The sequence below is a fragment of the Paenibacillus endophyticus genome (assembly GCF_014192395.1).
In the GTDB taxonomy this organism is placed as follows: domain Bacteria; phylum Bacillota; class Bacilli; order Paenibacillales; family Paenibacillaceae; genus Pristimantibacillus; species Pristimantibacillus endophyticus.
In genome coordinates this window covers 49,201-74,761 of the sequence record NZ_JACHXW010000022.1, presented here as the reverse complement: position 1 = coordinate 74,761, position 25,561 = coordinate 49,201, and the positions used below count along the sequence as shown (strand labels likewise).

The 25,561-nt window shown below is 48.0% G+C and carries 29 protein-coding genes; 9 read left to right on the top strand and 20 right to left on the bottom strand.

Translation table 11 applies throughout. The annotated features are described in order from the left end of the window. Positions 1-2: 2 nt before the first annotated feature. From FHS16_RS25950 to FHS16_RS25885, 14 genes are all read right to left on the bottom strand, one after another. A complete protein-coding gene (locus FHS16_RS25950) occupies positions 3-1,106 on the bottom strand; it encodes a glycosyltransferase family 4 protein (protein WP_246431969.1) in 1,104 nt (367 codons plus the stop codon). Further along, positions 1,078-1,653, bottom strand: a complete 576-nt coding sequence (locus tag FHS16_RS25945; protein ID WP_183569670.1) for an LbetaH domain-containing protein — start codon at positions 1,651-1,653, stop codon at positions 1,078-1,080. Before FHS16_RS25945 ends, FHS16_RS25950 begins: the two co-directional genes overlap by 29 nt. Next, entirely contained in the window at positions 1,628-2,779 is a 1,152-nt protein-coding gene (locus tag FHS16_RS25940) for a glycosyltransferase (RefSeq protein WP_183569668.1), read from the bottom strand. The genes FHS16_RS25945 and FHS16_RS25940 overlap by 26 nt, the downstream gene beginning before the upstream one ends. After that, entirely contained in the window at positions 2,780-3,949 is a 1,170-nt protein-coding gene (locus tag FHS16_RS25935; protein ID WP_183569666.1) for a glycosyltransferase family 4 protein, read from the bottom strand. It lies immediately after the preceding gene. After that, positions 3,946-5,331 carry an O-antigen ligase family protein gene (locus FHS16_RS25930; protein ID WP_183569664.1) on the bottom strand — a complete coding sequence of 462 codons (1,386 nt, stop codon included), beginning with the start codon at positions 5,329-5,331 and terminating at the stop codon, positions 3,946-3,948. Before FHS16_RS25930 ends, FHS16_RS25935 begins: the two co-directional genes overlap by 4 nt. A 127-nt stretch (positions 5,332-5,458) precedes the next feature. Beyond that, positions 5,459-6,565: a glycosyltransferase family 4 protein gene (locus FHS16_RS25925; protein WP_183569662.1), complete on the bottom strand. Its 1,107-nt coding sequence runs from the start codon at positions 6,563-6,565 to the stop codon at positions 5,459-5,461. A gap of 12 nt (positions 6,566-6,577) precedes the next feature. Next, a complete protein-coding gene (locus FHS16_RS25920) occupies positions 6,578-7,276 on the bottom strand; it encodes a sugar transferase (RefSeq protein ID WP_183569660.1) in 699 nt (232 codons plus the stop codon). Then, the gene (galU, locus tag FHS16_RS25915) at positions 7,273-8,181 is read right to left on the bottom strand and encodes a UTP--glucose-1-phosphate uridylyltransferase GalU (RefSeq protein WP_183569658.1); all 909 of its coding nucleotides are present in this window, start codon (positions 8,179-8,181) and stop codon (positions 7,273-7,275) included. The genes FHS16_RS25920 and galU overlap by 4 nt, the downstream gene beginning before the upstream one ends. Positions 8,182-8,366: 185 nt before the next feature. Continuing rightward, positions 8,367-9,059, bottom strand: coding sequence for a CpsD/CapB family tyrosine-protein kinase (locus tag FHS16_RS25910; protein ID WP_183569656.1), 693 nt, complete (start codon positions 9,057-9,059; stop codon positions 8,367-8,369). Then, positions 9,040-9,795, bottom strand: coding sequence for a YveK family protein (locus tag FHS16_RS25905; RefSeq protein WP_183569654.1), 756 nt, complete (start codon positions 9,793-9,795; stop codon positions 9,040-9,042). Before FHS16_RS25905 ends, FHS16_RS25910 begins: the two co-directional genes overlap by 20 nt. 163 nt (positions 9,796-9,958) lie before the next feature. Further along, positions 9,959-10,246, bottom strand: coding sequence for a hypothetical protein (locus FHS16_RS25900; RefSeq protein WP_183569652.1), 288 nt, complete (start codon positions 10,244-10,246; stop codon positions 9,959-9,961). 997 nt (positions 10,247-11,243) lie between these two features. Next, positions 11,244-12,293, bottom strand: a complete 1,050-nt coding sequence (locus FHS16_RS25895; protein WP_183569650.1) for a M42 family metallopeptidase — start codon at positions 12,291-12,293, stop codon at positions 11,244-11,246. A gap of 273 nt (positions 12,294-12,566) precedes the next feature. Continuing rightward, the gene (locus FHS16_RS25890; RefSeq protein ID WP_183569648.1) at positions 12,567-13,145 is read right to left on the bottom strand and encodes a hypothetical protein; all 579 of its coding nucleotides are present in this window, start codon (positions 13,143-13,145) and stop codon (positions 12,567-12,569) included. Positions 13,146-14,223: 1,078 nt separating this feature from the next. Continuing rightward, on the bottom strand, positions 14,224-14,634 hold the full coding sequence (locus FHS16_RS25885) for a VOC family protein (RefSeq protein ID WP_183569646.1): 411 nt from the start codon (positions 14,632-14,634) through the stop codon (positions 14,224-14,226). A 447-nt stretch (positions 14,635-15,081) separates the two neighbouring features. Here FHS16_RS25885 and FHS16_RS25880 point away from each other — a divergent pair, with 447 nt between their 5' ends. The 6 genes from FHS16_RS25880 to FHS16_RS25855 all read left to right on the top strand — a co-directional run bounded on the left by FHS16_RS25880 (position 15,082) and on the right by FHS16_RS25855 (position 19,171). Next, positions 15,082-15,657 carry a bifunctional transcriptional activator/DNA repair enzyme AdaA gene (locus FHS16_RS25880; RefSeq protein WP_183569644.1) on the top strand — a complete coding sequence of 192 codons (576 nt, stop codon included), beginning with the start codon at positions 15,082-15,084 and terminating at the stop codon, positions 15,655-15,657. Next, complete coding sequence (locus tag FHS16_RS25875) at positions 15,654-16,205, top strand: methylated-DNA--[protein]-cysteine S-methyltransferase (RefSeq protein ID WP_183569642.1); 552 nt, start codon at positions 15,654-15,656, stop codon at positions 16,203-16,205. The genes FHS16_RS25880 and FHS16_RS25875 overlap by 4 nt, the downstream gene beginning before the upstream one ends. Further along, positions 16,198-16,911 carry a 2OG-Fe(II) oxygenase gene (locus tag FHS16_RS25870; RefSeq protein ID WP_183569640.1) on the top strand — a complete coding sequence of 238 codons (714 nt, stop codon included), beginning with the start codon at positions 16,198-16,200 and terminating at the stop codon, positions 16,909-16,911. The genes FHS16_RS25875 and FHS16_RS25870 overlap by 8 nt, the downstream gene beginning before the upstream one ends. A 52-nt stretch (positions 16,912-16,963) precedes the next feature. Beyond that, positions 16,964-17,782, top strand: coding sequence for an SPL family radical SAM protein (locus FHS16_RS25865; RefSeq protein WP_183569638.1), 819 nt, complete (start codon positions 16,964-16,966; stop codon positions 17,780-17,782). A gap of 303 nt (positions 17,783-18,085) precedes the next feature. Further along, positions 18,086-18,427 carry an ArsR/SmtB family transcription factor gene (locus tag FHS16_RS25860; RefSeq protein ID WP_183569636.1) on the top strand — a complete coding sequence of 114 codons (342 nt, stop codon included), beginning with the start codon at positions 18,086-18,088 and terminating at the stop codon, positions 18,425-18,427. A gap of 63 nt (positions 18,428-18,490) precedes the next feature. After that, entirely contained in the window at positions 18,491-19,171 is a 681-nt protein-coding gene (locus tag FHS16_RS25855) for an SRPBCC family protein (protein WP_183569634.1), read from the top strand. 1 nt (position 19,172) lies between these two features. On the opposite strand, the gene FHS16_RS25850 is transcribed toward FHS16_RS25855, so the two are convergent. Both FHS16_RS25850 and FHS16_RS25845 read right to left on the bottom strand, forming a co-directional pair. Next, a complete protein-coding gene (locus FHS16_RS25850) occupies positions 19,173-19,865 on the bottom strand; it encodes a DNA alkylation repair protein (protein ID WP_183569632.1) in 693 nt (230 codons plus the stop codon). Positions 19,866-19,882: 17 nt separating this feature from the next. After that, entirely contained in the window at positions 19,883-20,500 is a 618-nt protein-coding gene (locus FHS16_RS25845; RefSeq protein WP_183569630.1) for a DNA-3-methyladenine glycosylase family protein, read from the bottom strand. A 324-nt stretch (positions 20,501-20,824) separates the two neighbouring features. Between FHS16_RS25845 and FHS16_RS25840 the strand changes: the two genes are divergently transcribed. Further along, the gene (locus FHS16_RS25840) at positions 20,825-21,637 is read left to right on the top strand and encodes an alpha/beta fold hydrolase (protein WP_183569742.1); all 813 of its coding nucleotides are present in this window, start codon (positions 20,825-20,827) and stop codon (positions 21,635-21,637) included. Positions 21,638-21,791: 154 nt separating this feature from the next. On the opposite strand, the gene FHS16_RS25835 is transcribed toward FHS16_RS25840, so the two are convergent. The 3 genes from FHS16_RS25835 to FHS16_RS25825 all read right to left on the bottom strand — a co-directional run bounded on the left by FHS16_RS25835 (position 21,792) and on the right by FHS16_RS25825 (position 23,376). Beyond that, entirely contained in the window at positions 21,792-22,349 is a 558-nt protein-coding gene (locus FHS16_RS25835) for a DEAD/DEAH box helicase family protein (RefSeq protein ID WP_183569628.1), read from the bottom strand. A 49-nt stretch (positions 22,350-22,398) separates the two neighbouring features. Continuing rightward, on the bottom strand, positions 22,399-22,707 hold the full coding sequence (locus tag FHS16_RS25830; protein ID WP_183569626.1) for a hypothetical protein: 309 nt from the start codon (positions 22,705-22,707) through the stop codon (positions 22,399-22,401). Positions 22,708-22,908: 201 nt separating this feature from the next. Beyond that, positions 22,909-23,376: a GyrI-like domain-containing protein gene (locus tag FHS16_RS25825; protein ID WP_183569624.1), complete on the bottom strand. Its 468-nt coding sequence runs from the start codon at positions 23,374-23,376 to the stop codon at positions 22,909-22,911. A gap of 321 nt (positions 23,377-23,697) precedes the next feature. Here FHS16_RS25825 and FHS16_RS31985 point away from each other — a divergent pair, with 321 nt between their 5' ends. Together FHS16_RS31985 and FHS16_RS25815 are read left to right on the top strand one after the other, a co-directional pair. Further along, positions 23,698-24,024, top strand: a complete 327-nt coding sequence (locus FHS16_RS31985) for an FAD-dependent oxidoreductase (RefSeq protein WP_183569621.1) — start codon at positions 23,698-23,700, stop codon at positions 24,022-24,024. Positions 24,025-24,190: 166 nt separating this feature from the next. Further along, positions 24,191-24,454: an Atu4866 domain-containing protein gene (locus tag FHS16_RS25815; protein WP_183569619.1), complete on the top strand. Its 264-nt coding sequence runs from the start codon at positions 24,191-24,193 to the stop codon at positions 24,452-24,454. Between the two features lie 96 nt (positions 24,455-24,550). On the opposite strand, the gene FHS16_RS25810 is transcribed toward FHS16_RS25815, so the two are convergent. After that, positions 24,551-25,486 carry an AraC family transcriptional regulator gene (locus FHS16_RS25810; RefSeq protein WP_246431968.1) on the bottom strand — a complete coding sequence of 312 codons (936 nt, stop codon included), beginning with the start codon at positions 25,484-25,486 and terminating at the stop codon, positions 24,551-24,553. Positions 25,487-25,561 lie beyond the last annotated feature (75 nt).

Genomic DNA, 25,561 nt, shown 5'->3' with positions numbered 1-25,561 from the left:
TTTTATCCCCATCCTTGGTATACTTTTTTTATTTTTTGCGCGATCGTGCTCCATTCAAGCTCTCTGAGCACTTCTTCGTATTGCGGTGTTTTATGTTCTTTCTTCACATTCAAGGCTGCTTTCATCGCATTCTCCAAGCCGTTATAGTCAGCCGGGTTGTAGCGGACGACCATATCCTCCTTGAAGTACTCATCGATAAAGTCATTATCCGGCATGACGATCAGCTTCCTGAACGACAACCCCAGAATCGCTGAGCCTGAGGTCGTAATCTCTTTGTACGGCATGACCATGACATCAACCGCGCTGATTAGATCCGCCACCTCTTCATTCGGAATGAAGCGCAGGTCCAGCTTAATATTTTCTTTATCCTCGACATGCTTCAGATAGGATTCCATCTGCTTGTCGGCTTTGCCCGCAATGATCAAATAGGATTGCCGTGACTTCATTGCGTTGAAGGCTTCGATTAAATCCTCAACGCCTTTATATGCTTTAATGGCGCCAAGGAACAAATAAACATCCGCATCCTCGCTAATTCCGTATGCCTTGCGGCAATCGATTCCTTTCGACTTGTACACCCCAAGGTAATGGCCATGCTTTACCACGAAGAGCTTGCCTGCGGGTACGCCGAATTCCCTCATCACCTTGCGCTTGATCGACTCGGAGGCAACCAGCAGCTTGCTGCAAAACTTGCAGATTATCGTCCGCATGAAACGCTCCAGCGCTGGAAAAGAAACTTGATGCGGATATAAATTATGAATCGTCCATACAAGCTGTACCCTTCTCACCTTCAAATAAAGCATCGTCATAATGAATATGAAAGACTTTACGAGGAACAGCAGCAGATTACGGTTCTGATAAGCATGATGCATCCAATGAATATGCACGATGTCACCTGCTTTGGCTTGTCCGACCTGCAGCATCAGCTTGCCATGCTTCAGATCCTTTACTTCCATGCCTTCACGGCTGAGCGAATCCGTCAATAAATCATTATAGAAATTAAGCTCGCTCGATTTCGGCCACATCCATACTTTCATCGCCCTACGCTCCCTAACCTCGCCAGAATCATTGCTGCTTGTTTCATTCGTTATATCTGCGAATCCATTCATTCGAAATGTCCAGCTCGCGGATTATTTTGGCCGGCGTTCCGCCTGCAAGCACATTCGCCGGTATATCCCGCGTCACGATGCTGCCCGCCGCAATGACCGAGTTTGCGCCGATGGTCACGCCCGGCAATATAACCGCACCGCGGCCGACCCACACATTATCGGAAATCACGATCGCTTTGCCCTTCGCATTGTCCGATCGATCGACGGGATGGAAGTTCGTATCGATAATGTTCACCATCGGCCCGATGATCGTGTTGCTGCCGATTCGAATCGACTGCGTACAGCCGATGTCGAGTCCGTAATTAAAAAACACATTGTCTCCTACGATAAGCTCAGCATTGCGTTCGACCGTCACCGCGGACGGAAATGGCTTCGCATGAAAGGAAACGTTTCTTCCCATGATGAGCCTTCCTTTGTTCTTCATGGAAAGCTTGCCTGCTATCCGGCCAAGCCTGCCTACCGAGCTTGTCTTGACCGAAAGGACGGCTGCTCCCTTCAATACGGCGAGCAGCTTGCCGAAGCTAATCTGACTGGATGAGATACTCATCGGAACCCCCTGCAGCTTCCGGCTTCAAGCTTGGCGTTAACAGCTTGCGGTACGTATGCTCCACCTTGCGTGCGATCGTGCTCATATTGAAATCCTTCATCACGCTTTCGTAGCCTTGATTAGACATCGCTTGGTGATCCGTTTCTCCGTCATACACGCGCCTTATAGCCTGATAAAGCTCCTCGACATCCCCATCCTTGACGATAAAGCCACCCTTGGTCTCATGGATGATTTCCGGCGCCCCGCCGGAATCTGCTACAATGACCGGCGTCTCGACGAGCATCGATTCGATGATGACTCTGCCAAATGGCTCATTAAGCGAGAAATTGATAGTCAAATCGCATTCCTTCATGACATCCAGCGGCTTTTGGCTGTAGCCGTAAAATACGACATGATGCTCAAGCCCGTAAGACAGCACTCTTTCAATCATTTCATTGTAGTAGCCGTCTGATCCGTCAACGGACGCGTCGCCGACAATAAGCAGCTTCCAATTCATCCGGCTGCTGTCCGCAAGCTTTTTCACAGCCTCGATCATGAGATCGTACCTTTTCCATTCCACGATTCGGCCGAACGTCCCAATCACGAGCGTGTCATCCTCCATGAACGCCCGGTTTTTTTTCGTGAGCGCAAGCTCCGGATCTACGCCGTTGTAAATAATCGTCTTGTTGCTGCCCTGAATCGAATTTGCTACGAAATGCGAGATGCAGATAACCTGGTCGAAAAACCGCGGCAGCACCTGATTGAACATGCGCAAATGCGTATAATCGCGGTGATGCCAGATCAGCTTGCTCTTCGCTAGCAGCTTCAGCGGCGCCGTATACCATGGCGCCCTCCAGCCGTTGGCGTGAACGATATCGATGCGGTTTTTTCGAACAAAGGCTTTAATCTTCATGACCGTTTCCACATAGCCTAAGCCGAATTTCTGCTTGATGCTGCCGAGCAGCAGCGGGAAATGCGTATAATCGGCTCTTATTTCGTTCAAATAGGAAGCATCCTGCGGGCTTAATAAAAAGATTCGGTATTTGGTGCTGTCCAAATAATTGATGAGATGAATGAGGCTTTGCTCCGCCCCGCCTTTCTTCTCTGCATGCGTTACAAACAAGACGTTGATTTTACGATTGCTCATCTATAGCACCTGCTTTACTTGATAACTGGTATTTAAGGATTGTATATAGCCTTTCAGCACTTCTTTATGGTTGTAGTGCATGCGCAGAAACGCTTGAGATGAATCGAGCAGCGCCTTGGCGGTTTGCGGATTATCGAACAGCTGCTTGATTTTGCCGTAGAATTGTTCCGGACGGTCCGCGATCATAATATGCTCATTGTCTATTAGGCCCGTCCCCTCATAACCAATGGAAGTCGAGATAACCGGCAAGCCGTTCTGGATCGCTTCAATCGTTTTCAGCTTGACGCCCGCGCCGTTCTGCATCGGATTGACAAATAAGTAGCCGTTTCGGTAAATATCCGTCAAGCTCTTAGGCGTGTCGTGAACGATTACATTAGTCAGATCATACGCATCCAGCCAGCTTAAGCTCTGCTTTCTGCTGTTGCCTGCGATAATGAATTTATATTCCGGCTCCTTCAGCATGAGCGGATGAATATGCTCGAGATACCACTGAATAGCTTCCCGGTTGTTCGGCATAAACAATGAGCCGATAAAGACGACATGCTTGCTTTGGAAGTCGCTAGCCTCGAAGCTTCCGTTCATAACCGGAGGCGGGAGGAATAAACTTTTAGCCTCTGGATTTTGTTTTTGGAAGCTTTCGAACTCCTTGCTGGAAATAAAGAGGTACTTGTCGACCTTCTCCAGCATTCTTTTTTGCAGCACCGAAAATTTACTGCTCTCCATGTGATAGTACATTTTGTGGACGATGTTTTTCGTGCTTCTTGCCAGTGCCTTGAAGTACACCGCTTCATCGTTGTGCACCCTTAGAATCGCGGTATCCTGCCTGATCTTGGGATTGTCGAGAATCGGGTATACATAGTCGCCCTCGAGCAGCACATAATCATAATCACCGGCCAGATCGACATTTTTCAGCTCGCTTCGCGACTGCACCTGCATCGGAATGACGTGAAGCAGATCCGCCAGCTTGCTGCGGCGGTCACAGAGCGTAATTTCCTCCACATAATCGTATACGGCCTTCATTTCTTCCTTTGTTGGCGTCTGTTTGCCGCAGACGAGCAGATGAATCTTCCAGCCTAGCTCGGAGAGCACCTTAATTCGCCCCCAAGTATCAACTCTGCCGCCATGGTCGGCGGGATATGGGAAATCACTGCATACGACAAGCATTTTCATTTGGCTACCCCCGACCTGTTAGTGGTGTGAAACTCGTTTTTCCCGAGGAAAAGGCTGATGAAAGCGAATAGCAGCCATACCTCGTATTTGATTTCCAATGATACGAGCAGCATGGAAAACAAAATAAAGATGAGTGCTAAAAACAAAATGGAGCTCGATTTCACTTTTATAATCAGGTTCTTGGCCATCAAATAGAAGAACAAAACCGAAAACAAACCACCAAACATGACCCATTGGAAAAAGCCCGATTTGACGCCTAAGTTTTTGTCCGAGCCCGAATATTGCAACAGCTCCCCCGCATTGATTTGGCTGATGCCAAACATACTGTAATAGAAATGGGACATCATGCTGATGGAATCATTCACATACTTGTCGAAATACATGAGATAGGCTCCGGTTCCAACCCCCAGCGGGTTGTGAAACACAGTAATCAGCGCAATAATGATCGTTCCCATACGCGTGTAGGAGGATGTGTAGTTTTCGATGTCATTGCTGAATGAGCTGAGCAAACCGGCCGAGAAGTTGGTAATGAACATGTACATGGCCAGTACGACGGCAATCAGCAGAATGAAATTTTTCTTTTTGCGGAAATCGAGAAACTTGACCATCGTGACGACGAGCGTCAGCAGAATAATGATCATGAAGCCTTTTGAGCCGGTTATGAACATATAAAACAAAAAGAAGCTAGCTGCGTATATCACCGAGATCGTACGGGCGAACTTGCTTAAATATTTGGTCAAATAGACCATGATGGACGCATACACGACGACGATCGAGCCTGTCGTGCTGCTCTCTGAGGTGAGCATCCTTACCCGCCAATAGGGATTGTTTCCCGAATGGAGATAGGTAAATGCGTTCGGCATGCTAATGAGCTCAAGTATCATGATGGCAACAAGGAATGTAACGACCGCCAGAAAGCAGCCGTACAGCATTTTGAAGCTTTTAATTTTGGAGAATACAAGCTGCATATGCCTGATGTAGAGCAGGATCAGCACAAAATAAATGAGCACCTTTATCCCTTTGCCCATAAGCCCCTCAGAGCCAAAGCTGTAGCTTCCCTGCAAAAATTGAACGAGCAGGTAAACGATTGTGATTAAACTCAAATACAAAATAAAACCGAATATATACTTCTGAAGCATCGATCCGTGCATCACCCGCTTATGCTTGGCAAGCAGCCCGATTTCACAAAAAACAAATAGCGGCAGCAGCATAATTATAGGCGTCCGGCCGATCTCGCCGATCATATTGACTAAGGGGAAGTCTTGATAGACGGTCAGCACGAGCAAAATGATAAGATAAATCGCTAGAAATACCTGTTCCTTCTCGACTTTGTTAGCTGATTTCCCCTTAATCATTGGATTGCTTTGCAAGCTTTGGCTCATCCTCTCTCCATCCCCGTGAATCTAGACGTATTTGTTGACGGCAGCTGTGTACCTGCCGCTTTTCTTCAAATATAGGAAAGTATATTATTCTGCCAACTTTCTCTATATTTCTACGCGAAACGTAAGCTTAAGGGCCAAAGACCGGCTTCAGCCGTTTACGATTGTGCATGGCGTCCTCGTACAAGCGCTCGATTTGGCTGTTCATTTGATTCGAATGAAACTTTTCCTGAAAGATGTCGAGGCCCGCTTGACCCATAGCCGCAAGCGTATCCTTGTCCAGGCGGTTGATGATCCCCGCCAGCTCTGACTTATTCTCGAAATCGAAAACATAGCCGTTTACGCCATCTTTGATAATCTCGGGCAATGCGCCACGATTGCTCGCTATGACAGGCTTCTTGTTCCGCAGCGCCTCAATGGCAACGATGCCGAACCCTTCCCAGCGCGACGGAATAATAACTGCGTCGCAGGCGTTCATGTAGCGGTCAATTTGCGAATTGTCTACCCAGCCGAGCTTGACCGTATTTTCCGGGAAATGATAGTCGACGGCCTCAAGCACCGTATCGCCTACCAAATATAAGCTGACGTTCTTGAACTTGTGCTCATTGAACACCTCAAGCAGCAGATCGAATCCCTTCTGTCGGTCGAAACGGCCAACATAGAGGAGATTGATCCGGTCAGACTCGGTTTCAAAGGGAGTCGTATTCGATGGCGTTGTATCGGATACGCCGTTGTATACGATGCCGGACTTCCGGGCAGGCAGCCCGTAATGCATCGCCATATTGTATTCATGCTTGGAAATATTAATAATGTAATCGGTGCGAAGCGCCAACGTCTTCTCGACCAAAGCGAATATGCGCTGCTTCCAAGGCTTGATGTCCATCAGGAATGCCCAGCCATGCGCGTTATAAATAACGATCGGCCGGCGGCTCTTGAAAAAAAACAACGTTCGCAGGAAGACACCTGCGAACGTTCCGTGGACATGCACAATATCTGGATTAAACTCTTTCACGGTACGATGAATGGCTTTAATCGCTTGGACAAAATAGGCTGGCTTCCGCTTGTAAGGATACAGGGTCAGCCGATCCCGGCTGATTTGCAGCGTATCCGGACTGGAGTTCTGCTCGGAAGCCATCAGATAAATATCATGTCGGCCCGATTGATAGGTCAGCACCTCGTTCAGATGCGTCTCAATCCCGCCTTTCGTAAACTCCGATATATGCAGCACTCTGGCCATAGTGTTTCACTCCTAATATGCGTCCTGGGAGCCAACGACCGCTCTCACCGTTCTAAACATAATCTTGATGTCAAACCAAATGCATCTTTTCTCGATATAAGCAAGGTCAAGCTCCACCATCTGCTTGAAGCATAGATTATTGCGCCCGCTTACCTGCCAAAGCCCTGTGCAGCCTGGCGTCACCGACAAGCGCTGCTTGTCATATTCGGTATACTCGGCAACCTCCCGCGTAAGCGGCGGTCTTGGACCAACCAAGGACATCTCGCCCCGCAGCACGTTCAGCAGCTGAGGCAGCTCGTCAATGCTCGTCTTGCGGATCAATTTGCCGATCTTCGTAATCCGTGGATCATCCTTCATCTTGAACATTGCGCCGCTAATCTCGTTCTTGTCGAGCAGCTCCTTCAGCTTATCCTCGGCGCCGGTCAGCATTGAGCGGAATTTATACATGCGGAACGGCTTTTCGTCTTTGCCGATCCTTGTTTGATAGAAGAAGACGGACCCTTTCGGATCCTCCCACTTAATAAGGATAGCGATGATGACAAACAACGGGCTAAGCAGCAATAAGCCAAAAAATGAACCAACAATGTCAATCGTCCGCTTCATAACGGCATACATCGTAATCGTTTGGCCGTCGCCTTGCCTCGAAACCGCATTCGCATAATAGTCGGTTACGCCAACTACCGCTTCATCCTGATATTGTGGAGGCGTCATACTCGTTCACTCCTTCCAGCCAGTAGCTGTTTGCTTAACTCCCGTTCCATCAGGTCCTCAAGCTCAGACATCAGCTTAAACTTAAGCTCGTTGTTTCTAAGGGCGAAATCAATATTCGTCATAATAAAGCCAAGCTGTTCGCCGACATCATATCGGATTCCTTGGAAATCGAAGGCATAAACGCCTTGATTCATATTCAAGCTTTGAATCGCATCGGTTAGTTGAATCTCTCCGCCGGCACCCTTTTCATGCCGTCCCAAATACTCGAATATTTCCGGGGTGAGCACGTAACGGCCCATAATCGCGAGATTGGAAGGCGCTTGCCCTTGGGGCGGTTTCTCTACGAAACGGTTAACCTCGTACAGATTATCCAGCCGTTGTCCCGGATCTACGATCCCGTAACGATGCGTTTGATCAACGCCTACAGTCTGTACACCGATTACGGAGCGTCCTGTTTTTTCATATTGCTCGATAAGCTGCCTCGTGCAAGGCACGTCAGCCTCGACGATATCATCGCCAAGCAGGACAGCAAACGGCTCATCGCCGATAAAGTTGCGCGCGCACCAGACGGCGTGTCCGAGCCCCTTCGCCTCTTTTTGCCTTATGTAGTGGAGATTCACATTTGATGATTTCCTTACTTTTTCCAAAATATCGTACTTTCCTTTTTCTTCTAAAATATGCTCAAGCTCAAAGGCGATATCAAAGTGATCCTCGATTGCCCGTTTACCTTTACCGGTCACGACGATAATATCTTCAACGCCTGATTCGATTGCTTCTTCCACAATGTACTGAATGGTCGGCTTATCGACGATTGGAAGCATTTCCTTAGGCATCGCTTTCGTTGCCGGCAAGAAGCGCGTTCCTAGTCCTGCTGCGGGGATAATGGCTTTTCTCACTTTTTTCATTTGATTTCACCCTATCCTATTATATTTTTTGGTTTACAGGGGCATTGAACCCCTCCTCACGTCACACCCTTGACGATTAACGTCTAAGGTCGGCTGACCCACAGCATGACCGAGTGCCTCCGGTGATAGAGGTGCAGGAGACATTACCTATCTATTTCTTGCTCACTAAACCGGGAAAACCTGAGCTATGCGTCGGTTTTTTCCCCGTAATAGTAGGAATAGATATCAGAATGATTTCGGTTGATCTTATTCAGTACAACGCCAATGAGCCTCGCCTTGACATGCTCGATTGAAGCCTTCGCCTTGAGGGCAATTTCCTTTTTCACTTTTCCCGAATCGATGACAAGCACGACGCCATCGCTCTGCGTTGCTACGATTTGCGCATCCGTAACGGACATAATCGGCGGGGTGTCGATGATGATCACATCGAATTTTTCTCTCGCAGTCTTCAGAAGTGCGGCCATCTGCTCCGATGACAGCAGCTCCGAGGGATTAGGAGGCGTTGGACCCGCTTGTATAATCGATAAATTATCTGTATTCGTGAACTGGATAATGTCCTCAAGCGCCAGCTGATTGAATAAAGCTGTCGTCAGTCCAGTTCGATTGGATTTGCCGAAGATATGATGCTGCGAGGGCTTGCGCAAATCCGCATCGATCAGCAGCACCTTTTTGTTCGCTTGGGCGTATGCCACAGCCATATTGGCGCAGGTTGTGCTTTTCCCTTCACTCGGCTTAGAGGAAGTAACCATAATGACCTGCAGCTTCTGGCTAATCGTCGAGAACTCAATGTTCGTTCGAAGCATCCGGTAGCCTTCGGAGATCGGCGATTTGGGATTTAGTTCGGTAATGAGGTTCCATTTAGGAATCAAGCGAGACATTCTGTTCCCTCCCAGCAATCTTCGTTAAAGGCGAGCTATTCGTTTTCTCCAAAGAGTCTCGTTCTTCGAACTTCGGAATAGAGGTCAGAACCGGCACGTCAAGCAGCAGCTCGATATCTTCCTCGGTTTTCACGGTGTCATCCAAGTAGTCAAGCAGGAAGGCAAGCCCTACGCCCATCATCAAGGCAAGCATAAATGCGACTGCAATGTTCATCTTGGCGTTAGGCGCTACCGGTCCGCGATATTCCTTCGGATCGGCTTGGTCAAGGACGGATACATTGTCGACCTTCATCAGCTCAGGAACCGACTTCTGGAATACAATCGCTACGGCATTGGCAATTTGGGCTGCTTGCTCGTAAGAATCATCCCTCACGGAAATGGACATGACCTGCGTTTCGTTTACCGAGCTTACGCTTACCTTTCCGATTAGCTCGCCGTATGTGACGCCAAGCTTCGGATATTCTTTCACGACCTTTTTCATCATTCGCGGTGTCTTCAAAATTTCTTTATAGGTTTTGATAAGTCCAATCGTGGAGTTAATCGAGCCAACGTCAATGCTCGAAAGCAGCGAGCTGCTGTCCTTGTAGTCGTTGACGATTAATTTAGCGGATGCTTCATATTGCGGCTTAATAAAGTAGCTGGAGTATATGCCGATGGCCAGACAGCTAACGGTAATCATCAAAGTTATCATCAACAGCCTTCTTCTGACGATGAGCCAATACTGTTTCAATTCCAAAATTTGTTCCTCCATTACTATTGAAATCTTTTGCGTTTTTAACGCCCTATAAGTTGTTCTAAATGAATATTAAAATTTACTAATTATTCAAAACGCGAACTTTTGGGCGTCACTTATAAATAGGAGCAGCCCTTTTGGGGGGCTCCTTCAAATAAGGACACCATTATTGTTTGGACGTGTTTATAAAATCATCTACTGTTCCGCCATTCATAACATGCTCCATCATATCGGAGGAGCAGGCTTGCAAGCCGAGCTTCCCAAGAAGCTGCGATACCAGCTCAGCCATATCGATCGGTTCATTGCGCAGCCGACAGCCTACTGCCGCAAGCAGCTCCGGCAATGTTCGCATCTCCACTTGACCATCCTGCTTGAGTAGAGAAGGGTCCTCGGATAATATTTTCAAAAATTGCTTCAGCCTTACCCGCTTCTGCTCCTGATTTGAAACATTCATCTCTGAAACCTCCATTCATCAGCTTACGTATGTCCATTGATTCCTGGAACTGTTCTTGCCTCTCTTTGCACTCTAGTATGACACAGATGATAATAATTCTTGAGGGAATAAAGACATGGTCGCCATTAGACAATCATGCTCATTTTGGTCCTGCTTTTCCTAAGTACGGACTCCTAATTGATGTGAATAGTAGGATATAAAAGGGATGATTTGGATTGTCGAAGTTAAGAATTCTGACAATTGGAAGCGCTTTATGAATATTCTGAGAGAATCCCACTCAAGACTCATTTTAGAAGGAGCGACATTCGCCTCAATCCCGCGTAAAATAAAGGATTTTCTCTTTTTCAAGCGCTGCCGCTTCGCTAAAATCAATCAAAAAAACGATTAAAATCTCGAAAAAAAAAGGGACTATTGACCAGCATCCTACTAAAGCAGGACAAAATGACTTGTCGACATTTTTCGCAACGGCCCTTTATATGAATATTTTCTAATATGAGAACGTTATCTTTACAGCAAAAAAACAAAAATAACAATATTCTAATCTAAAAAAAGGCTTGATTAGCCCGAAAAACGGACATTCAATAGGGTCAACACCAAAATTGTCGAGGAATGAAATCGTTTCCCACGCGCAATGTTAGGTTAGGCATCCACGATTCGGGATAAATATAAAGCTTCGCAAGTACTGAAATCGGGCTAATATTTACCCGCCGGCTACCTCCAAAAGACTACTGCTCCTGCTTCCCCTAATGGCCTACCCAGAGCTGATTTTGACGAAAGAGGCGAACAAGAAGGACACAGCTTTAACCAGCCATAGTCATTATAGAAGGCGATCCGAAAGTCATTTTGGAAATTCCAGCTTCCGTTTGGCAAATAAATGAAGGTAAAAAAAAGAACCGTCAACATCACTTTTTAAAGTGATGTTGACGGTTCTTTGCTCCATTTTATGGGGTAGGGCTGTTATCGTTGCAATACTCGGATCATACCCCTTCCGGCAAGCTTATTCCATGACATAGGCCAGCAGCAAAGCTGCCGTGTTGACGACTGCGTCAGCATGCGTGCGCTCCATGCCATGGGAGGCATGGACGCCTGGGCCAATCAAAGCCGCACGAATGTTGCTGCCGCCTCGGAGAGCCGCTGATGCGTCCGAGCCATAATACGGATAAATATCAACCGCGTAGGCCATGCCTTCACGCTTTGCCAGCTCAATAAGCCGAGTAGTCATCGCGTAATCATATGGACCGCTGGAATCCTTCGCACAGATCGATACATCCATCTCGGTCGTCGATAGGTCATCGCCTATGGCGCCCATATCAACGGCAATCATTTCCGTAATATCCTCTGGTATATAGGAGCTGCCGTGTCCAACCTCTTCATAAGTCGAGAAAATCAGCTTGAGCGTGTAGGCAGGCGTCTTTCCTTCCCGCTTCAGCCATTCCAGAAGGCCAAGCAGAGCAGCGACGCTCGCCTTGTCATCAAGATGCCGAGACTTCACCCAGCCATTCGCAAGCAGGCGTGTGCGCGGCTCCCATGATACGAAGTCGCCTGCGGAAATACCTAGCTTCTCCGTATCCGCCTTGCTCTTCACCAGCTCATCGATCCGAATTTCCATATTGGCTTCCTCGCGCTTCCATTCGCCTGCATCCTTGAATACATGTACGGATGCTTTGGTTGAAAGCACCGTTCCTTCATATTTCCGGCCATCGCGCGTATGGATGACGCAATACTCGCCTTCGATGGTATGCATCGCATACCCGCCGATCGGCGTGATGCGAAGCGTTCCGCTCGCGTTGATGGAACGAACCATTGCCCCGAGGGTATCAAGATGCGCAGTCAAGCCGACTACCTTCTCCGTCGATTGTCCCGGAACCGTAATAATCCCGTTTCCCTTCGGCGTGAATGCAAGGGCATAGCCCAGCCGATTTGCCTCTTGCTCCATATATTTCATCGCTTCCATGCAATAGCCGCTCGGGCTAGGAATGTTCAGCAGCGCCTCTAGCTGGCCTAGTATGTAAGTCCGATCAAGCTTCGGCGCATAAGGTGATGTCATCCTGTCGTGCTCCTTTATATGTAGGGATAGATTGATCGTTGCAGTCCTCTAAGTGACCGCTTATCTATTTTATACGATTCTCCGCTCGGTTCATAATCATTGATGTCAATCGCTGCTCTCTGTAAGCTGATAATCAGTTATATAAGATCTCCTCGTCTCTTCATACGTCGGCATTCCAGAAACTCTACGTGGTCAACCATCAATCCCAGAAAATCAGCAGCCAATATCCGTACCACCTCCATTGATGGACTACGTGATTCCTAAGGTTTTCAGCTACTCTTTAATCAGCGACTTAAACGACCCGAGACTCATACCGTCCAATTCCTTATAAAATGCCGCTGTCTCCAAATAATCGTGATTGTCATAATGGATTTTATCTTTGTCGTCTATTCGAAACTTGCCTTGGAATACGCCGGAAACGACAAACGCTTCCTCTGATAGGACAGGGCCCTCATAGCGATGAAGAAACAATACGAACCTGTCGCTCTTCTCGGTTGTGATTAGCGGCGCAAAGCCTATTAATGAAATAACCTGACCGTTATAGCGTTCATCCCCCTTTATAACTTCTTGCACCTTAACCTCCGTAAGTGAAAAGTTCGCTCCTTCGTATTCCGGTAGTGCCTTGAAGGCTCCTGTCAGTGTTATTTCCGCTACGAATTCAGAATCAGCTTTCAACACATCTAGCGACGAATAAATATCGGCTAAATCGCTGCTTGAAGCGGATGGCTTCTCTTCTGCTTCCGAGCAGCCGGATAGCACTGTCACGATTACGGTTAGCACGGTTAGCACGGTTAGCTTGGTTATCTTGGTTAGCTTGGTTAGCATCACTATACCACGTTTCAATTTTTTCACGTCTCCCCCCTAAAATATACATGATCTGTAATCTAGAGACGCTGCCGAGTGGGGATTTGTTACGTATGACAAGCTAAGCTTCGTCATTTAGTAGATACAAAATATGTACTTACAACCTTGGATACGCTTTGAATTCACTTTGAATTCACTTTGATTCTCCTATTCCTATGTCGGATACACAGTAAATAAACAAGGCTGACTCAACGTCCTTCTGGCAATTTCATCTCCTAAATGTTACGTCGAATCACCTATGGCCTACTTTATAGTGAAGTTAAATGTTTAACTCAGATACTACCGCTGCTTTCCGAGCAACTTCGTTTGGCCTCCGCAATCATGGAAGCTACGCTGCACAAAGTACAACAGAACCCTTATAGGCGACTGTATTTAAGGGACCACGTTGTACAAAATACAATGAAAAACGAAGATTCACTTGAAATAACCTAGAATCAGCTGTTTTCATTGCAGAAACTGCAATGTAATGCAAGTCTAGTCGAGACAAGGGGGCATTACGCTGCATATAGTGCAACGTAGCTCACATATTACTGGTACGTTTTGAGCAGCACCGTTCGGTCTCCTCTATCATGGAAGCTACGCTGCACAAAGTGCAACTTAGCTCAATACTACTGGTGCTTTCCGAGTAACCACGCTTGTCTCCGCAATCATGGAAGCTACGCTGCACAAAGTGCAACGTAGCTCAGATACTATTGGTGCTTTTCGAGTAACCTCGCTTGGCCTCCGCAATCATGGAAGCTACGCTGCACAAGTGCAACTTAGCCCTTATACTACCGATGCTTTCCAAGCAGCCCGGTTCGGCCTCCGCTATCGTGGAGGCTATGCTGCAAAAAGTGCAACCGATCCTTTATCTGCAAGTTTCCTTTCCTCATGAAAAAAGCCCCCTATACAGCAACAGGTTATGATCGCTTCACCTGTCTACCTTATGGGAGCATTTCGCTTCTGGGATAGCGCTATTCCTTGAGTTTACCGTGAATGCTTCTGGGGCAATCTCATTCCTTGAATCTACCGTGAATGCTTGGGACAAACTCATTCCTCTAACTTATCGTTAATTCAAATGCAATTCTTATTCGGCTCCACAGCTAATCATCCAATAGACGCCGTATTTATCCTCCAGTTGTCCGTACATGCCGCCCCAGAAAACCGGCTCCAACGGTTGAATGACATTGCCGCCTGCAACTAGGTTATCGAACGCTGCCCTTCCCTCTGCTGCAGACTCGAACTCCATGTTCAGGCTGAAGCCGTTCCCTCTCGTTAGAGGTCCAAATGCATCAGCCATAAAGAAGTTTACTCCGCCTGCATCAAAGCACATATGCATCACTTTATCTTTCATCGCATTATCTTTCATCGCATCATTCGACTCCGGTGCCTGATCATGCGTCATGATAGATTGAATTTGGCCGCCAAGCGCTCCAATATAGAAATCAGCCTGCGCTCTGGAATCCTCCGAGATTATAAAAGGTTTAAGCGTTGCCATTTACAAATCATCCTTCCATCCATTTATTGGGTTATTCATTCTCATTATAGCATTTCAGAAGCAGCGGCGTTTCTTACGGATTGCTATGCTCCCGCGCAGCTTCCTCAACCAAGCCCCGCCACTTTTGCCAATAGATCAGAAAAAGGACGTCTCTCCACGCCTTTCTTCCATCTTTTTGCTGCACCACATTATGAGTGTTGCCTTGATTCATGTAATTGGTGAAAGTTCTGCCAAACCAATCACTAGGTTGTTATCATAACACCTGCCGCCATCGCAAGTCGTATGACTGGTTAATTGAGCGCCATAACTACGTTTTCAAGTTTCATTAGCTTTAATCAAAAGCTTCTTTGCTTCCATTCAATCATGTTTCACTATCTTGCTATTCCATTCCTGCATGCGTACATACGTTCAATCATGAGGTTATACTAGTGGAAGAGGTGAAGCCCTATGACGGATAGCAGCCAAATGGAGAAATGGAATGCCGTTCTTCGCAATGATGCTTCCTACAATGACCAATTTTATTATGCCGTAAAGACAACAGGTATATTTTGCAGGCCTTCCTGCAAATCCAGACCGCCTAACCATGACAATATCGCATACTTCGACACGGCTGACCAAGCGAAATCGGCAGGCTTTCGCCCTTGCAAGCGCTGCAAGCCTACTAGGGAGCGCATGCCGGATGATGAATGGATTGCCGCCGCGACCGCTTATGTCGATCATCACTATATGAACGTGCTTTCCTTGGAGGCGTTGGCGGAAGCACTTCATGGCAGCCCTTATCATCTTCATAGAACCTTCAAGCGGGTCAAGCAGCTTACGCCAGTGGCGTATATCCAGCAGGTTCGGATCGAAGCAGCGCAACGGCTGCTGCTCGACACAGACTTAACGGTGTCCGACATTGGAGCGCGTGTCGGCCTGCCGAACACGCCTTATTTCATCACCCTTTTCAAGAAAAAAACGAATCAAACGCCGGCAAGCTATCGGAAAGACCATCCAAAAACGAATGGAGAGATGCTTGAATGATATACAAAAAGGATTCGCCTCAGCTGTATTGGTCTACGCTTGCTTATGAGGACTGGCACATTCATCTCGCAGCTACCCCGCAAGGGCTATGCTTTGCAGGATCGCAAAACCAACCGTTCGAGGAGCTGGCAGAATGGATGGGCAAAAAGCTTCCGGAATATCGCTTGGTCCGCGACGATGCTGCGCTTGAGCCTTTTAGAAATGAGCTGATCGAATATTTGCAAGGCGTGCGAACCGGCTTCACCATTCCTTTCGATTGCCAGGGAACCCCTTTCCAGCTAGAAGTATGGCAGGCGCTGAGTGATATTCCATACGGTCAGACGAAGTCCTACTCCGATATCGCAAGTCTGATCCGGCGTCCCTCCGCGGTTCGTGCGGTCGGCACAGCCATTGGCGCCAATCCGATTCTCATCACCATCCCATGCCACCGCGTAATTGGGAAAAACGGAGCCTTAACTGGCTACCGAGGCGGGATTGAAATGAAAACGAGACTGCTCCAATTGGAGAGCGCAGCGATTAGCCGCGAAAGGATCGGCGCACATGGCTGACAACCTCCCGCAGCGTATCGCTCTGCTTGACTTCGATGCCATACAGCTTTCGTTGGATGAACACGGCTTTGCGAGGCTGCCTGCCTTGCTAAACCAAACAGAATGCCAAGAAATCATAGAAGCCTATGGGAATGAAGAGCTCTACCGCACCACGATCAACATGGCTAGATACCGATTCGGCGTCGGCGAGTACAAGTATTACCAGGCTCCTCTTCCTGCATGCGTGCAGCAGCTGCGGGAAGGGCTGTATCCTGGGTTGGCCGAAGTAGCTAACCGCTGGCTTGGGCTGCTGGGACAATCCGCCGTGTACCCGCCTTCCCTGAGCGAGTTTCTCGCCCGCTGCCATGCCGCGGGACAAGAGCGCCCAACGCCTTTACTATTGAAGTATGAGGAAGGCGGCTACAACTGCCTTCATCAGGATCTATATGGGGATGTCTATTTTCCATTTCAGGCGGTATTCGCGCTGAATGAGAAGGAACGTGATTTTACGGGCGGTGAATTCCTGCTCATCGAACAGCGACCGCGGGCGCAAAGCCGAGGACATGTTATCACGCTCCGACAAGGCGAAGGGCTCTTATTTCCGACGCAGCACCGCCCGGTCCCAGGCACCCGCGGCTATTATAGAACGACGCTTCGCCATGGCGTAAGCACAGTAACTGCTGGAACAAGATACAGCTTAGGCATTATTTTTCATGATGCGACCTAACGTTTCCTCTCATGGCTGTTCATGCTACTCTTTAAAGGAGGCAGGTGAATAGATGAACATCGAATATTCTTACAAGCAGCCCAAGTCGCTTCTCAATAAAGGAACCGGATTTCTAACCGGCTACAGCCACTCGCTCAACCCCTATACAGGCTGCTCGTTTGGCTGCTCCTACTGCTACGTTCGGAGAATGCCGGTTTCCCTATTCCGAGGCAAGGACTGGGGAAGCTGGGTCGATATTAAGCAGGGTGCTGCGGCTGTCTTGCGCAAAGAACTGCTTCGCGCCCGCTCTAAGGGACCGGTAACGATCTTCATGTCCTCAAGCACAGATCCATACCAGCCGATCGAGCATAAGGAGCGCATCACTAGATCCTTGCTGGAGGTTATGGTCGAGCAGCCGCCTGACTTCCTGCTCATCCAAACGCGCAGCCCGCTGGTGCGACGCGATATTGATTTGTTCTTGCAGCTTGGGGACAAGGTGCGTATTAGCATGACGATAGAGACGGACCTCGAACCCATTCGCAAGCACTTCTCGCCGGATGCTCCTCCGATACAGGCCAGGCTGAAGACGCTGCAATTGCTTTCCGAAGCAGGTGTAAGCACCCAAGCCGCTATCGCGCCAATATTGCCGAGCAGTGAGGAATTCCCGCATAAGCTGAGGCCGCTCGTTGACCGCATCTGCATCGATGATTATTTCATGGGCGATGGCAGCAGCGGGAAACGGAGCAGGCAGCTCGGAATCCATCAATGGTATGAGCAGCTTGGCCTCGAGGAGTGGCATGACCCGTCGGCATATAAGCTCGTCCAGGAACGGATGAAGCAGGTATTCTCCGAGGATCAAATCTTTATTAGCCAGAAAGGCTTTGAGCCTTAACCCTATCCGTCGATGAAGCCTGATAACCCCGAACAACAAGCTTTGCTCAAGGTGAAACGGCTGTCGCCGTCCTTTGGCGGCGCAGCGCGTTTCATACCAAGAAATATAGAGAAAGGACGGCAAAATCATATACTTTCCTATATTTCAAGCGTAAACGGCTGAATCCGTCCTCTGGCGGCTAAGCTTACGTTTCGCGTAGAAATATAGAGAAAGTTGGAAAATGATATACTTTCCTATATTTGAACAATAAAATGTTCAACCATTTGGTTGAACATTTTATTGTATTCGTATATAGTTAACCGTATGGTTAAACAACATGACGATGAACTCGATGCCATCTTCCATGCACTCTCCGATCCGACGCGAAGAGAGATGGTTAGGCTGATGTCGCTGCAAGAGCGGACGGTGTCGGAGCTGGCCGCTCCCTTTGACATGTCGCTTGCCGCTGCTTCCAAGCATATTAAAGTGCTGGAGCACACGGGCCTGCTGCACCGGACGGTTGCCGGCCGTACGCATATTTGCTCGCTTGACCGGCAAGCGCTCGCTTCAGCAAGCAAATGGCTGCATGTCTATGAACAATTTTGGAATCATCAGTTCGATGCGCTTGAACGCGAGCTGAGCAAAGCGGAAAAGGAAAAGCATTAACGTTCTATCCATATTAGTTTAGAGTGCGAACAACAAATACGATGCAGAAAAGGATGTTAACAAATGGCTAATGTGTCCCAGACTACGCTGATTATGATACGGCAATTCGATGTTTCGGCGGAACGCGTATTCGATGCTTGGATTAATCCTGTCATGATGAGAAAATGGCTGATGACGAATGAGGGTACGAACAAATTAGCCGTGAATGAGCCTATCGCAGGCGGAAGATGGACGATTATCGATGAGCGTGAAGGCGTTGAATACACGGCTACCGGTGAATACTTGGAAATTGAGCGTCCAACCCGATTGGTCTTTACCTTCCAGATGCCGCAATTCAGCGAGCTGATTGACCGCCTTACCGTTGAACTGAAGCCTCTCTCAAAGGGCTGTGAAATGACGTTCACGCAGGTCATCAACGTAGCGCAAGAGGAAAACTGGACGGAAGCCGATATCGAGAAAGCGCTTGGCGAATACAACAGCAGCTCGGAGCATGGCTGGAACCTGATGTTCGGCGGCTTAAAGGACATGCTGTCCCTTTATGTGCTGATTCAGCAAATCGGTACAGAACGTATAGCAGAGTCGGATGGTCAAGCCCTTAAGCAGCTTGGAGAAGCATTCTTCAAGAACGAATATGAGCATGCGATTTTCAGTCTCCGTTACTTAGGCTATGTCGAGCAGGAATCCGTCCACTTTACGGATGCAGGCGTACAATTGCTGAAGCTTCTGGCGCAGCATAAGGCTTAGCCTATAACCTTTTCTTTCGTTTCATGCCGCGTATTCTGCTTTTCGTTTCCGGATCTACGCGGTATGATTCGGTTATTTTCGACAAAGCCTTGTTGTAGGTGAAGTCATCAAGCGTATTGTCCTCCAAGTAAGCTTGCGTTACTTCCGGCAGCTTAATGTAGCAAATTGAGATCGCCCACGCTGCCGCCATTTGGACGTAATAGCTGCTTCGATCAGTCTGGTCAAGCAATGCCAGCAACCGGTCAATGTACGCTTCTTCAATAAAGAAGTTTAATAGCATCACAACGCCAAACCGTATTTCATACGTTTGACTTGACGCAAGATATGGCTGAATGAAGTCCCATACGGCAGCCTTGTTCGTATGGGTCATTTTCAGTCCGATACAGAAGCTGTCGCATACCGACCAATTATCTATTTTGGGGACAAAATCGGCAATTCGCCGCAGGAGCTCCTCGGGCTCCGCTTTAATTAATCCGATAACCATTCCCTCCAGCATAACCTCTTCGAAATAATCGCTCTCGGCGTGCTTCAGATACTCTCTCCAATCGCCCTTCGCAATCGGTATGGCTAGCTTACGCAGCTGAGGAAGACGAACCCCTAATAAATTCGTTACGTTTGGGATAAGCGCAGAAGTGAACTTCCGGTAATCCTCTTCCGCGAGCGCGTGCAGCTGTTCTTTTATGTTGTATTCCATCATTCTACTCCTTATCTTCATTCAAAGGATAATCTCCACAAATAGATGGATGCCACCGATCCATACGGTGAATAGCGCTGGCGGTAAGCATCGAACTGCTCTTTGGTCAGGGACGGGAGCCCATACAATTTCATCATGCCCCGCCGTATGGCGATATCTCCCCAGCTGACAATATCGCCCCGCTCCATCGCATGGATCAGCAGCATTTCTGCCGTCCATCTGCCAATGCCCTTTAGCGTCATCAGTCTTTGGATCACCTCGGCGTCCGCGAGCTCCCGCAGCTCCTCCAATGAAAAGGCGCCCGTCGAAATGGTATGCGCAATATCGGTTATGCACGCCGCCTTTTTCATCGTCATGCCGCAGCTTTGAATCGTTTCGGTCCTCTGCCCGGCTATGCCCGCCGGCGTTATCGGACCTAGCCGCTCCTGCATTCGCTCCCAAATCGTATGTGCCGCCTTCGCCGAAATAAGCTGTCCGACAATAGCATGGATGAGTGCAGTGAACAGATCGGGCATCGTGACGCGTTCGATCCTGCCAAGGCGCTGAATAGCCTCGCCCAGCGCACGGTCCGCACCAGACAGAAAGTCGATTTCCGTTTGTCCATAATCAAAATATTTCGTTGTGGCTGTCGGCATATCGTTTCGCCTCCCTGTAAGATACTTCTAGCATAATAGGCTTTCCTCTACTATACCAAATACGATAACCCCAAATGGCGCTGCTTGAATAAAACAGCAAGATAACGAATGATTTTACCTTCCCTAAAAATCATTTAAAATAAATGGAACGAGTGTGTCGATTTCAAGATTTATCGTTCGTCGTCTATATATAAGGTGAACTAAATCGGAGTGTCCCATTAACGCTGCGGGGCCAAAGTCATTTTATACAAGCCTAGCTTATTACGATTTATTCTCTTGAAACAATACCAATACACGCTGTCGTAACAGCAGAGGAGAACTATGATTCAAACCCTTATATCAAAAGACAGTACGACAATTGCCTATGACAAAACCGGTCAAGGACCAGCGCTCATACTTGTAGCGGGAGCGTTCAGCTACAGGAAATTTCCTGGGCAGGTGCAGCTGGCTAAGCTGCTCTCCAAGCAGTTCACCGTTTACAACTATGATCGGCGCGGCCGCGGGGATAGCAGTGATACGCAGCCTTATACGGTTGAACGTGAATATGAAGATCTTCAGGCCATAATCGACGCAGCTGGCGGATCGGCATGTGTATATGGTCTTTCATCCGGGGCAGTCCTTGCCCTCCAAGCAGCAGCAAGCGGGGCCAGCATCACAAAGTTGGCTCTTCATGAGCCTCCGTTTGTCGTCGATGGAGCAGATCCCAAACCGCCGGAAAATTTCGTTCACCATGTGAATGAGCTTATCCGTGCTAACCAGCGAGCTGAAACGATCAAATATTTCATGACCAAGGGAATGGGCGCACCTTCATTTGTTGTGAGCCTCATGCGCATGATGCCAGGTGTCTGGTCCAATCTTATGGCCGTTGCGCACACGCTTCCTTATGATGCCGCATTGCTCGATGGATTCATGGCCGGAAAGGCATTGCCAGCTAGCTTATGGAGTAACGTTGCGATGCCGACGCTCGTGCTCGAAGGCACAGAGAGTCCAGCTTCCCTGCGCCATGCAGCGCAAGCACTTGCCAGTGTCCTCCCTAACGCGAGGCTGCAAAGCAAAAAAGGCCTCGGCCACACCAAGAAGCTTCAAGCCAAACTCATTGCTAAAGAGCTTGGCTCCTTCTTTCTCGGGAATAAATAACCTCATACTCCAAAAAAATGATATTGGGAAAAGAAGAATCCATATGCAGCAAACTATAATTAAAACAAAGCGTCCTGATCCAGCATGAGAATGACAAGAAGGAGCAGCTGCCGCGGCAAACCTGCTCCTAATCGATACTTCTAACCTCTTCCGTTTATAGCTTAAACTCGTCTTTTATAAGCTGGGCTACTTCGCTTGGAGATGAATTCGAATTATCAATTCTCAGATAATGCTCGCTTGTGATTTCACCATCCAGTGAATTCAACCGATATTTATCCATGGACGCTTTTAATTCATTCTCTGAATGCTCAAGGTTGCGCTTTGAAGGCTTTTGCTCGAGTCTATGCGGGGTTTTATTGCGTTCAAGCCTTTCTTCAAGAGTCGCTGCCAGCTCGACAAAATATACTTCAGCACCGTGCGATTCAAAAATTCGGCATGTTTCGTTAACAAAATCCCAATCCTCTTGCTGGTCAAATGCCCAAACATAGGTAAAGATCAACCCTTGCATATCACTCTTGGCTACCGCTTCGAATATTTCAAAACGAAAAAGAGAGGAGAGTCTCCATGTCTCTGCGCTAAATCCAAAAATCGGGTTGAGCATCTCCAGCGTCATGTGATTATGAAATAATTTCAATTCTGTTATGCTGGCTAATTCAAACCCAACTGTCATTTTACCGACTGCCTGCGGCCCAAATACCAAAACGAATTTCATTGCTCTTTCGCCCCTTGTTTGAAGGATCGCCTGATTAGCTTACGAAGGATCATCCCTCCGTTATATCTGCCTCTAGCTCGCTTGCCACTTCCATAAGCTTAGGAATGACAGCCTCATTCGTACCCGAAACGTAAATATCCCCATCATAATGCCTGAATGGAATTTTGGCATCGCCGTAGCTCCACATGAAGAAATCACCTTCAATGGACATCGTAGTTTCGCCTGATACCGTAAAAACGGAGGAATATGCAAAATCAGCTTTTAAAGCAAAATATCGTTTGCATTCCTCTAATGATATCGTGCGCGGTGAACCGCTCGTTTCCTGCAATGATCTAGTAATGCGATAGCGTTGACTCATGGAAAGGCCTCCAATATGATTCTTAATTTCTGGACATGATACACAGTCATTCATCTCGTCATAAACATGATAAGTCCCTCCGCAGATATGCGTAAAGTCACTCTTACCTGGTTGGTGCCCCTACTTTCTTCAGCTTCTGTGAATGGGACTGGCGCTCTTTGTTCAAAGAATCGATTTATGCTGCGGAGCAAAAGTATTCTTTTATGGTGCTGGTATGTAAATGTCGATTCGGCTCTCTTCACTGTCCAAATCATTTATATCCTGCCAATATTCAAGATCAATAGGTCTAGTCCCGAACGTATTGTTTATATATTCATACGTTGAGCCTAGCTGTGATTCTGGGCCTTGATGTATGATTCTAATGTACCGGCCAGCTGCAATCGTATGGCTTATCATGCCGCTTGGCAAGTGATCGAATGCGCTCACCTCTACTGCGATTACATGCTCGAACGGTACATCCGGCGTCCATTCACCGTCATGAGGATAGATTTGATTCAAATATATCCCTGTTCCTGCCCTATTTTTAATTTCATCTATTCGTTTTGCTAGGTCTCTGCGCAGCGTTTCTACGAGTTTCGATTCCAGCACATGGTTTAAGCTTTCCGTAATGGTGAAACCAACCAGCTTGATCTCTTCTTTTTCCATAACCTCGGACTCATACGTCTTCATCTTATATTCCTCCTTATTATTCGGAAAGCAAGCTATTTGAATGATGGCGATCCTCCTATCACTATACGGTTTTCCGCCTGCTAAGCCAAGTCCGTTTTTACCCCTCTACTTCTTCAAATCGCTTGGCGCTCATCGGCAATCGTTTGTAAGGTGACGGTTTTTTTTCTCGGCATGGAAGAGCCCCCTTGCACGTTTTGTAGTCTTAATTGTAACAAAAATAAAACTATAAAGTAGTGCCATTTTCTCCTACACTGAGGTAAATGCAAACGGCCAGAGGCGCAGTAAGCGTCATCAACGCCTAAACGAGAGGGGATATTTAACATGTCTATCAAGGAAATTACGATGCAGCGCATCGTACCCGTACACGCTACAGCCGATGTTATTGTCGTAGGAGGAAGCCCCGCCGGAACAGCAGCCGCAATCAGCGCTGCCCGCAGCGGATGCAAGACGATTCTGCTGGAGCATTCCGGTCAGCTAGGAGGCATGAGCACGCTGGGTAATGTGAGCGTCTTCATGGGCGTAGGCAACGTTACGGGAATTTACCGCGAGATGATTGGAGAATTTTTTCCAGCAGCGCTGCCAAGCTCCCATCCTGGCCACGCAAGGCGTCGTATTCATCCAATAGGCTGTCTGCGCAGAGCCGATTAACAAAGAAGGCAAAGTCCTATTCTCATTATATGATTATCCTGCTCTTCTAACATTTGAGTGGAATAGGCAATTCTATGATCGAAATCGTCTACCTCCTCCCGCTCTGAATTGGCCATACTGAGAGTGTAGAAGCTTAAAAGAATGGCACGCATAAGGAGCGAATGTTATGAATAATGCTATGAATACAGTACATCACCCCTATCTCGGCATGTGGGTAACTAGGGATGGGCATGTCCGCCAGGAGCTTCTGCCTAACGGCCGATATGACGAAGCACGAGGCAATCGGAGAAGCGCCTATACAGGCAGCTACATCGTAACTGGCAACCATATTGATTATGTGGATGACACCAATTTTACAGCCGATGGTGAATTCCGCAATGGCGTTCTTTATCACGGGGGCATGATCTTCTACCGGGAACAAAGCCGATAGCATCAGCCGCATCTACGATTAGTCCGCAAACAAAAAATGCCAGCAGGTAAGAGGTTCTTCCCTCACGCCTGCTGGCATTTTTCTGTACTTCAAGGCTCACACCGACTGCTGGCTAGGCAGCAGTCGAAGACGCTTCATATCGCTGATTGGCGGCAAGCCGAACTGGCGGCTGTACTCCCTGCTGAATTGCGACGGACTCTCATAGCCGACGCGGAAGCCAACCTCTGCGGCGTCAGCCGACTCGGACAGAAGCAATCGCCGCGCCTCCTGCAGCCGTATTTGCTTCTGGTATTGCAATGGACTCATCGCCGTCACTTCGCGGAAATGGCGATGAAGAGAGGCCGAGCTCATATTCGCAAACGCGGCTAATTCCTCGATTCGCAGCGGCTTGTCATAGTCTTTCTTAAGTTGCTGAATGACCGCAGCCACCCGATTCGTGTTGCTGCCGGTCATTGCGATTTGCTTGAGCAGCTCTCCTTGGCTTCCGTTCAGAATGCGGTACATAATCTCGCGAGCCACCATCGGTGCAAGCACCTTCATATCCTGCGGCGAATCCAATAGACGCACCAATCTGACCACCGCATCCAACAGTGTTTCACCCGTCTTGCTAATGTACAAGCCTCTGAGGGATTCTTTCGATTTGGTCATAGAGAGTTCGGACTCCTTCATAACATCAAGCACGAGGCTTAGATCCAATTCCAACAACAGACATAGATAAGGCGCCTCGGGAGAGGCCTCAATGACTTGTCCCGAAAGAGGCAAATCAACGGAAATAACTAGATAATCGGACGGGTCGTAAGAATAGCTTTCTTCGCCGAGCATGACGATTTTCTTTCCTTGCGCAATGATACATAACGCAGGCTGGTGAACGAGATGAATGGGTACAGTCGGTTGTGCGTTTCGTATGAATTTCAGCTTTGGGATCTTTGTTTCGTGAATACCATCCTCCCTTACATGCTTCCCCATGAGAAAAGCCAATTCGGCTTGCTTCTCAAGCATGCCATCATTCTGATGTGCGGTATGAAGCATCATCGCCACCTCGCTTCTTTAGTCTCGTGCTCGTTCCTTCTTCCTTGTTCCTTGTTCCTTGTTCTTTGTTCTTCTACT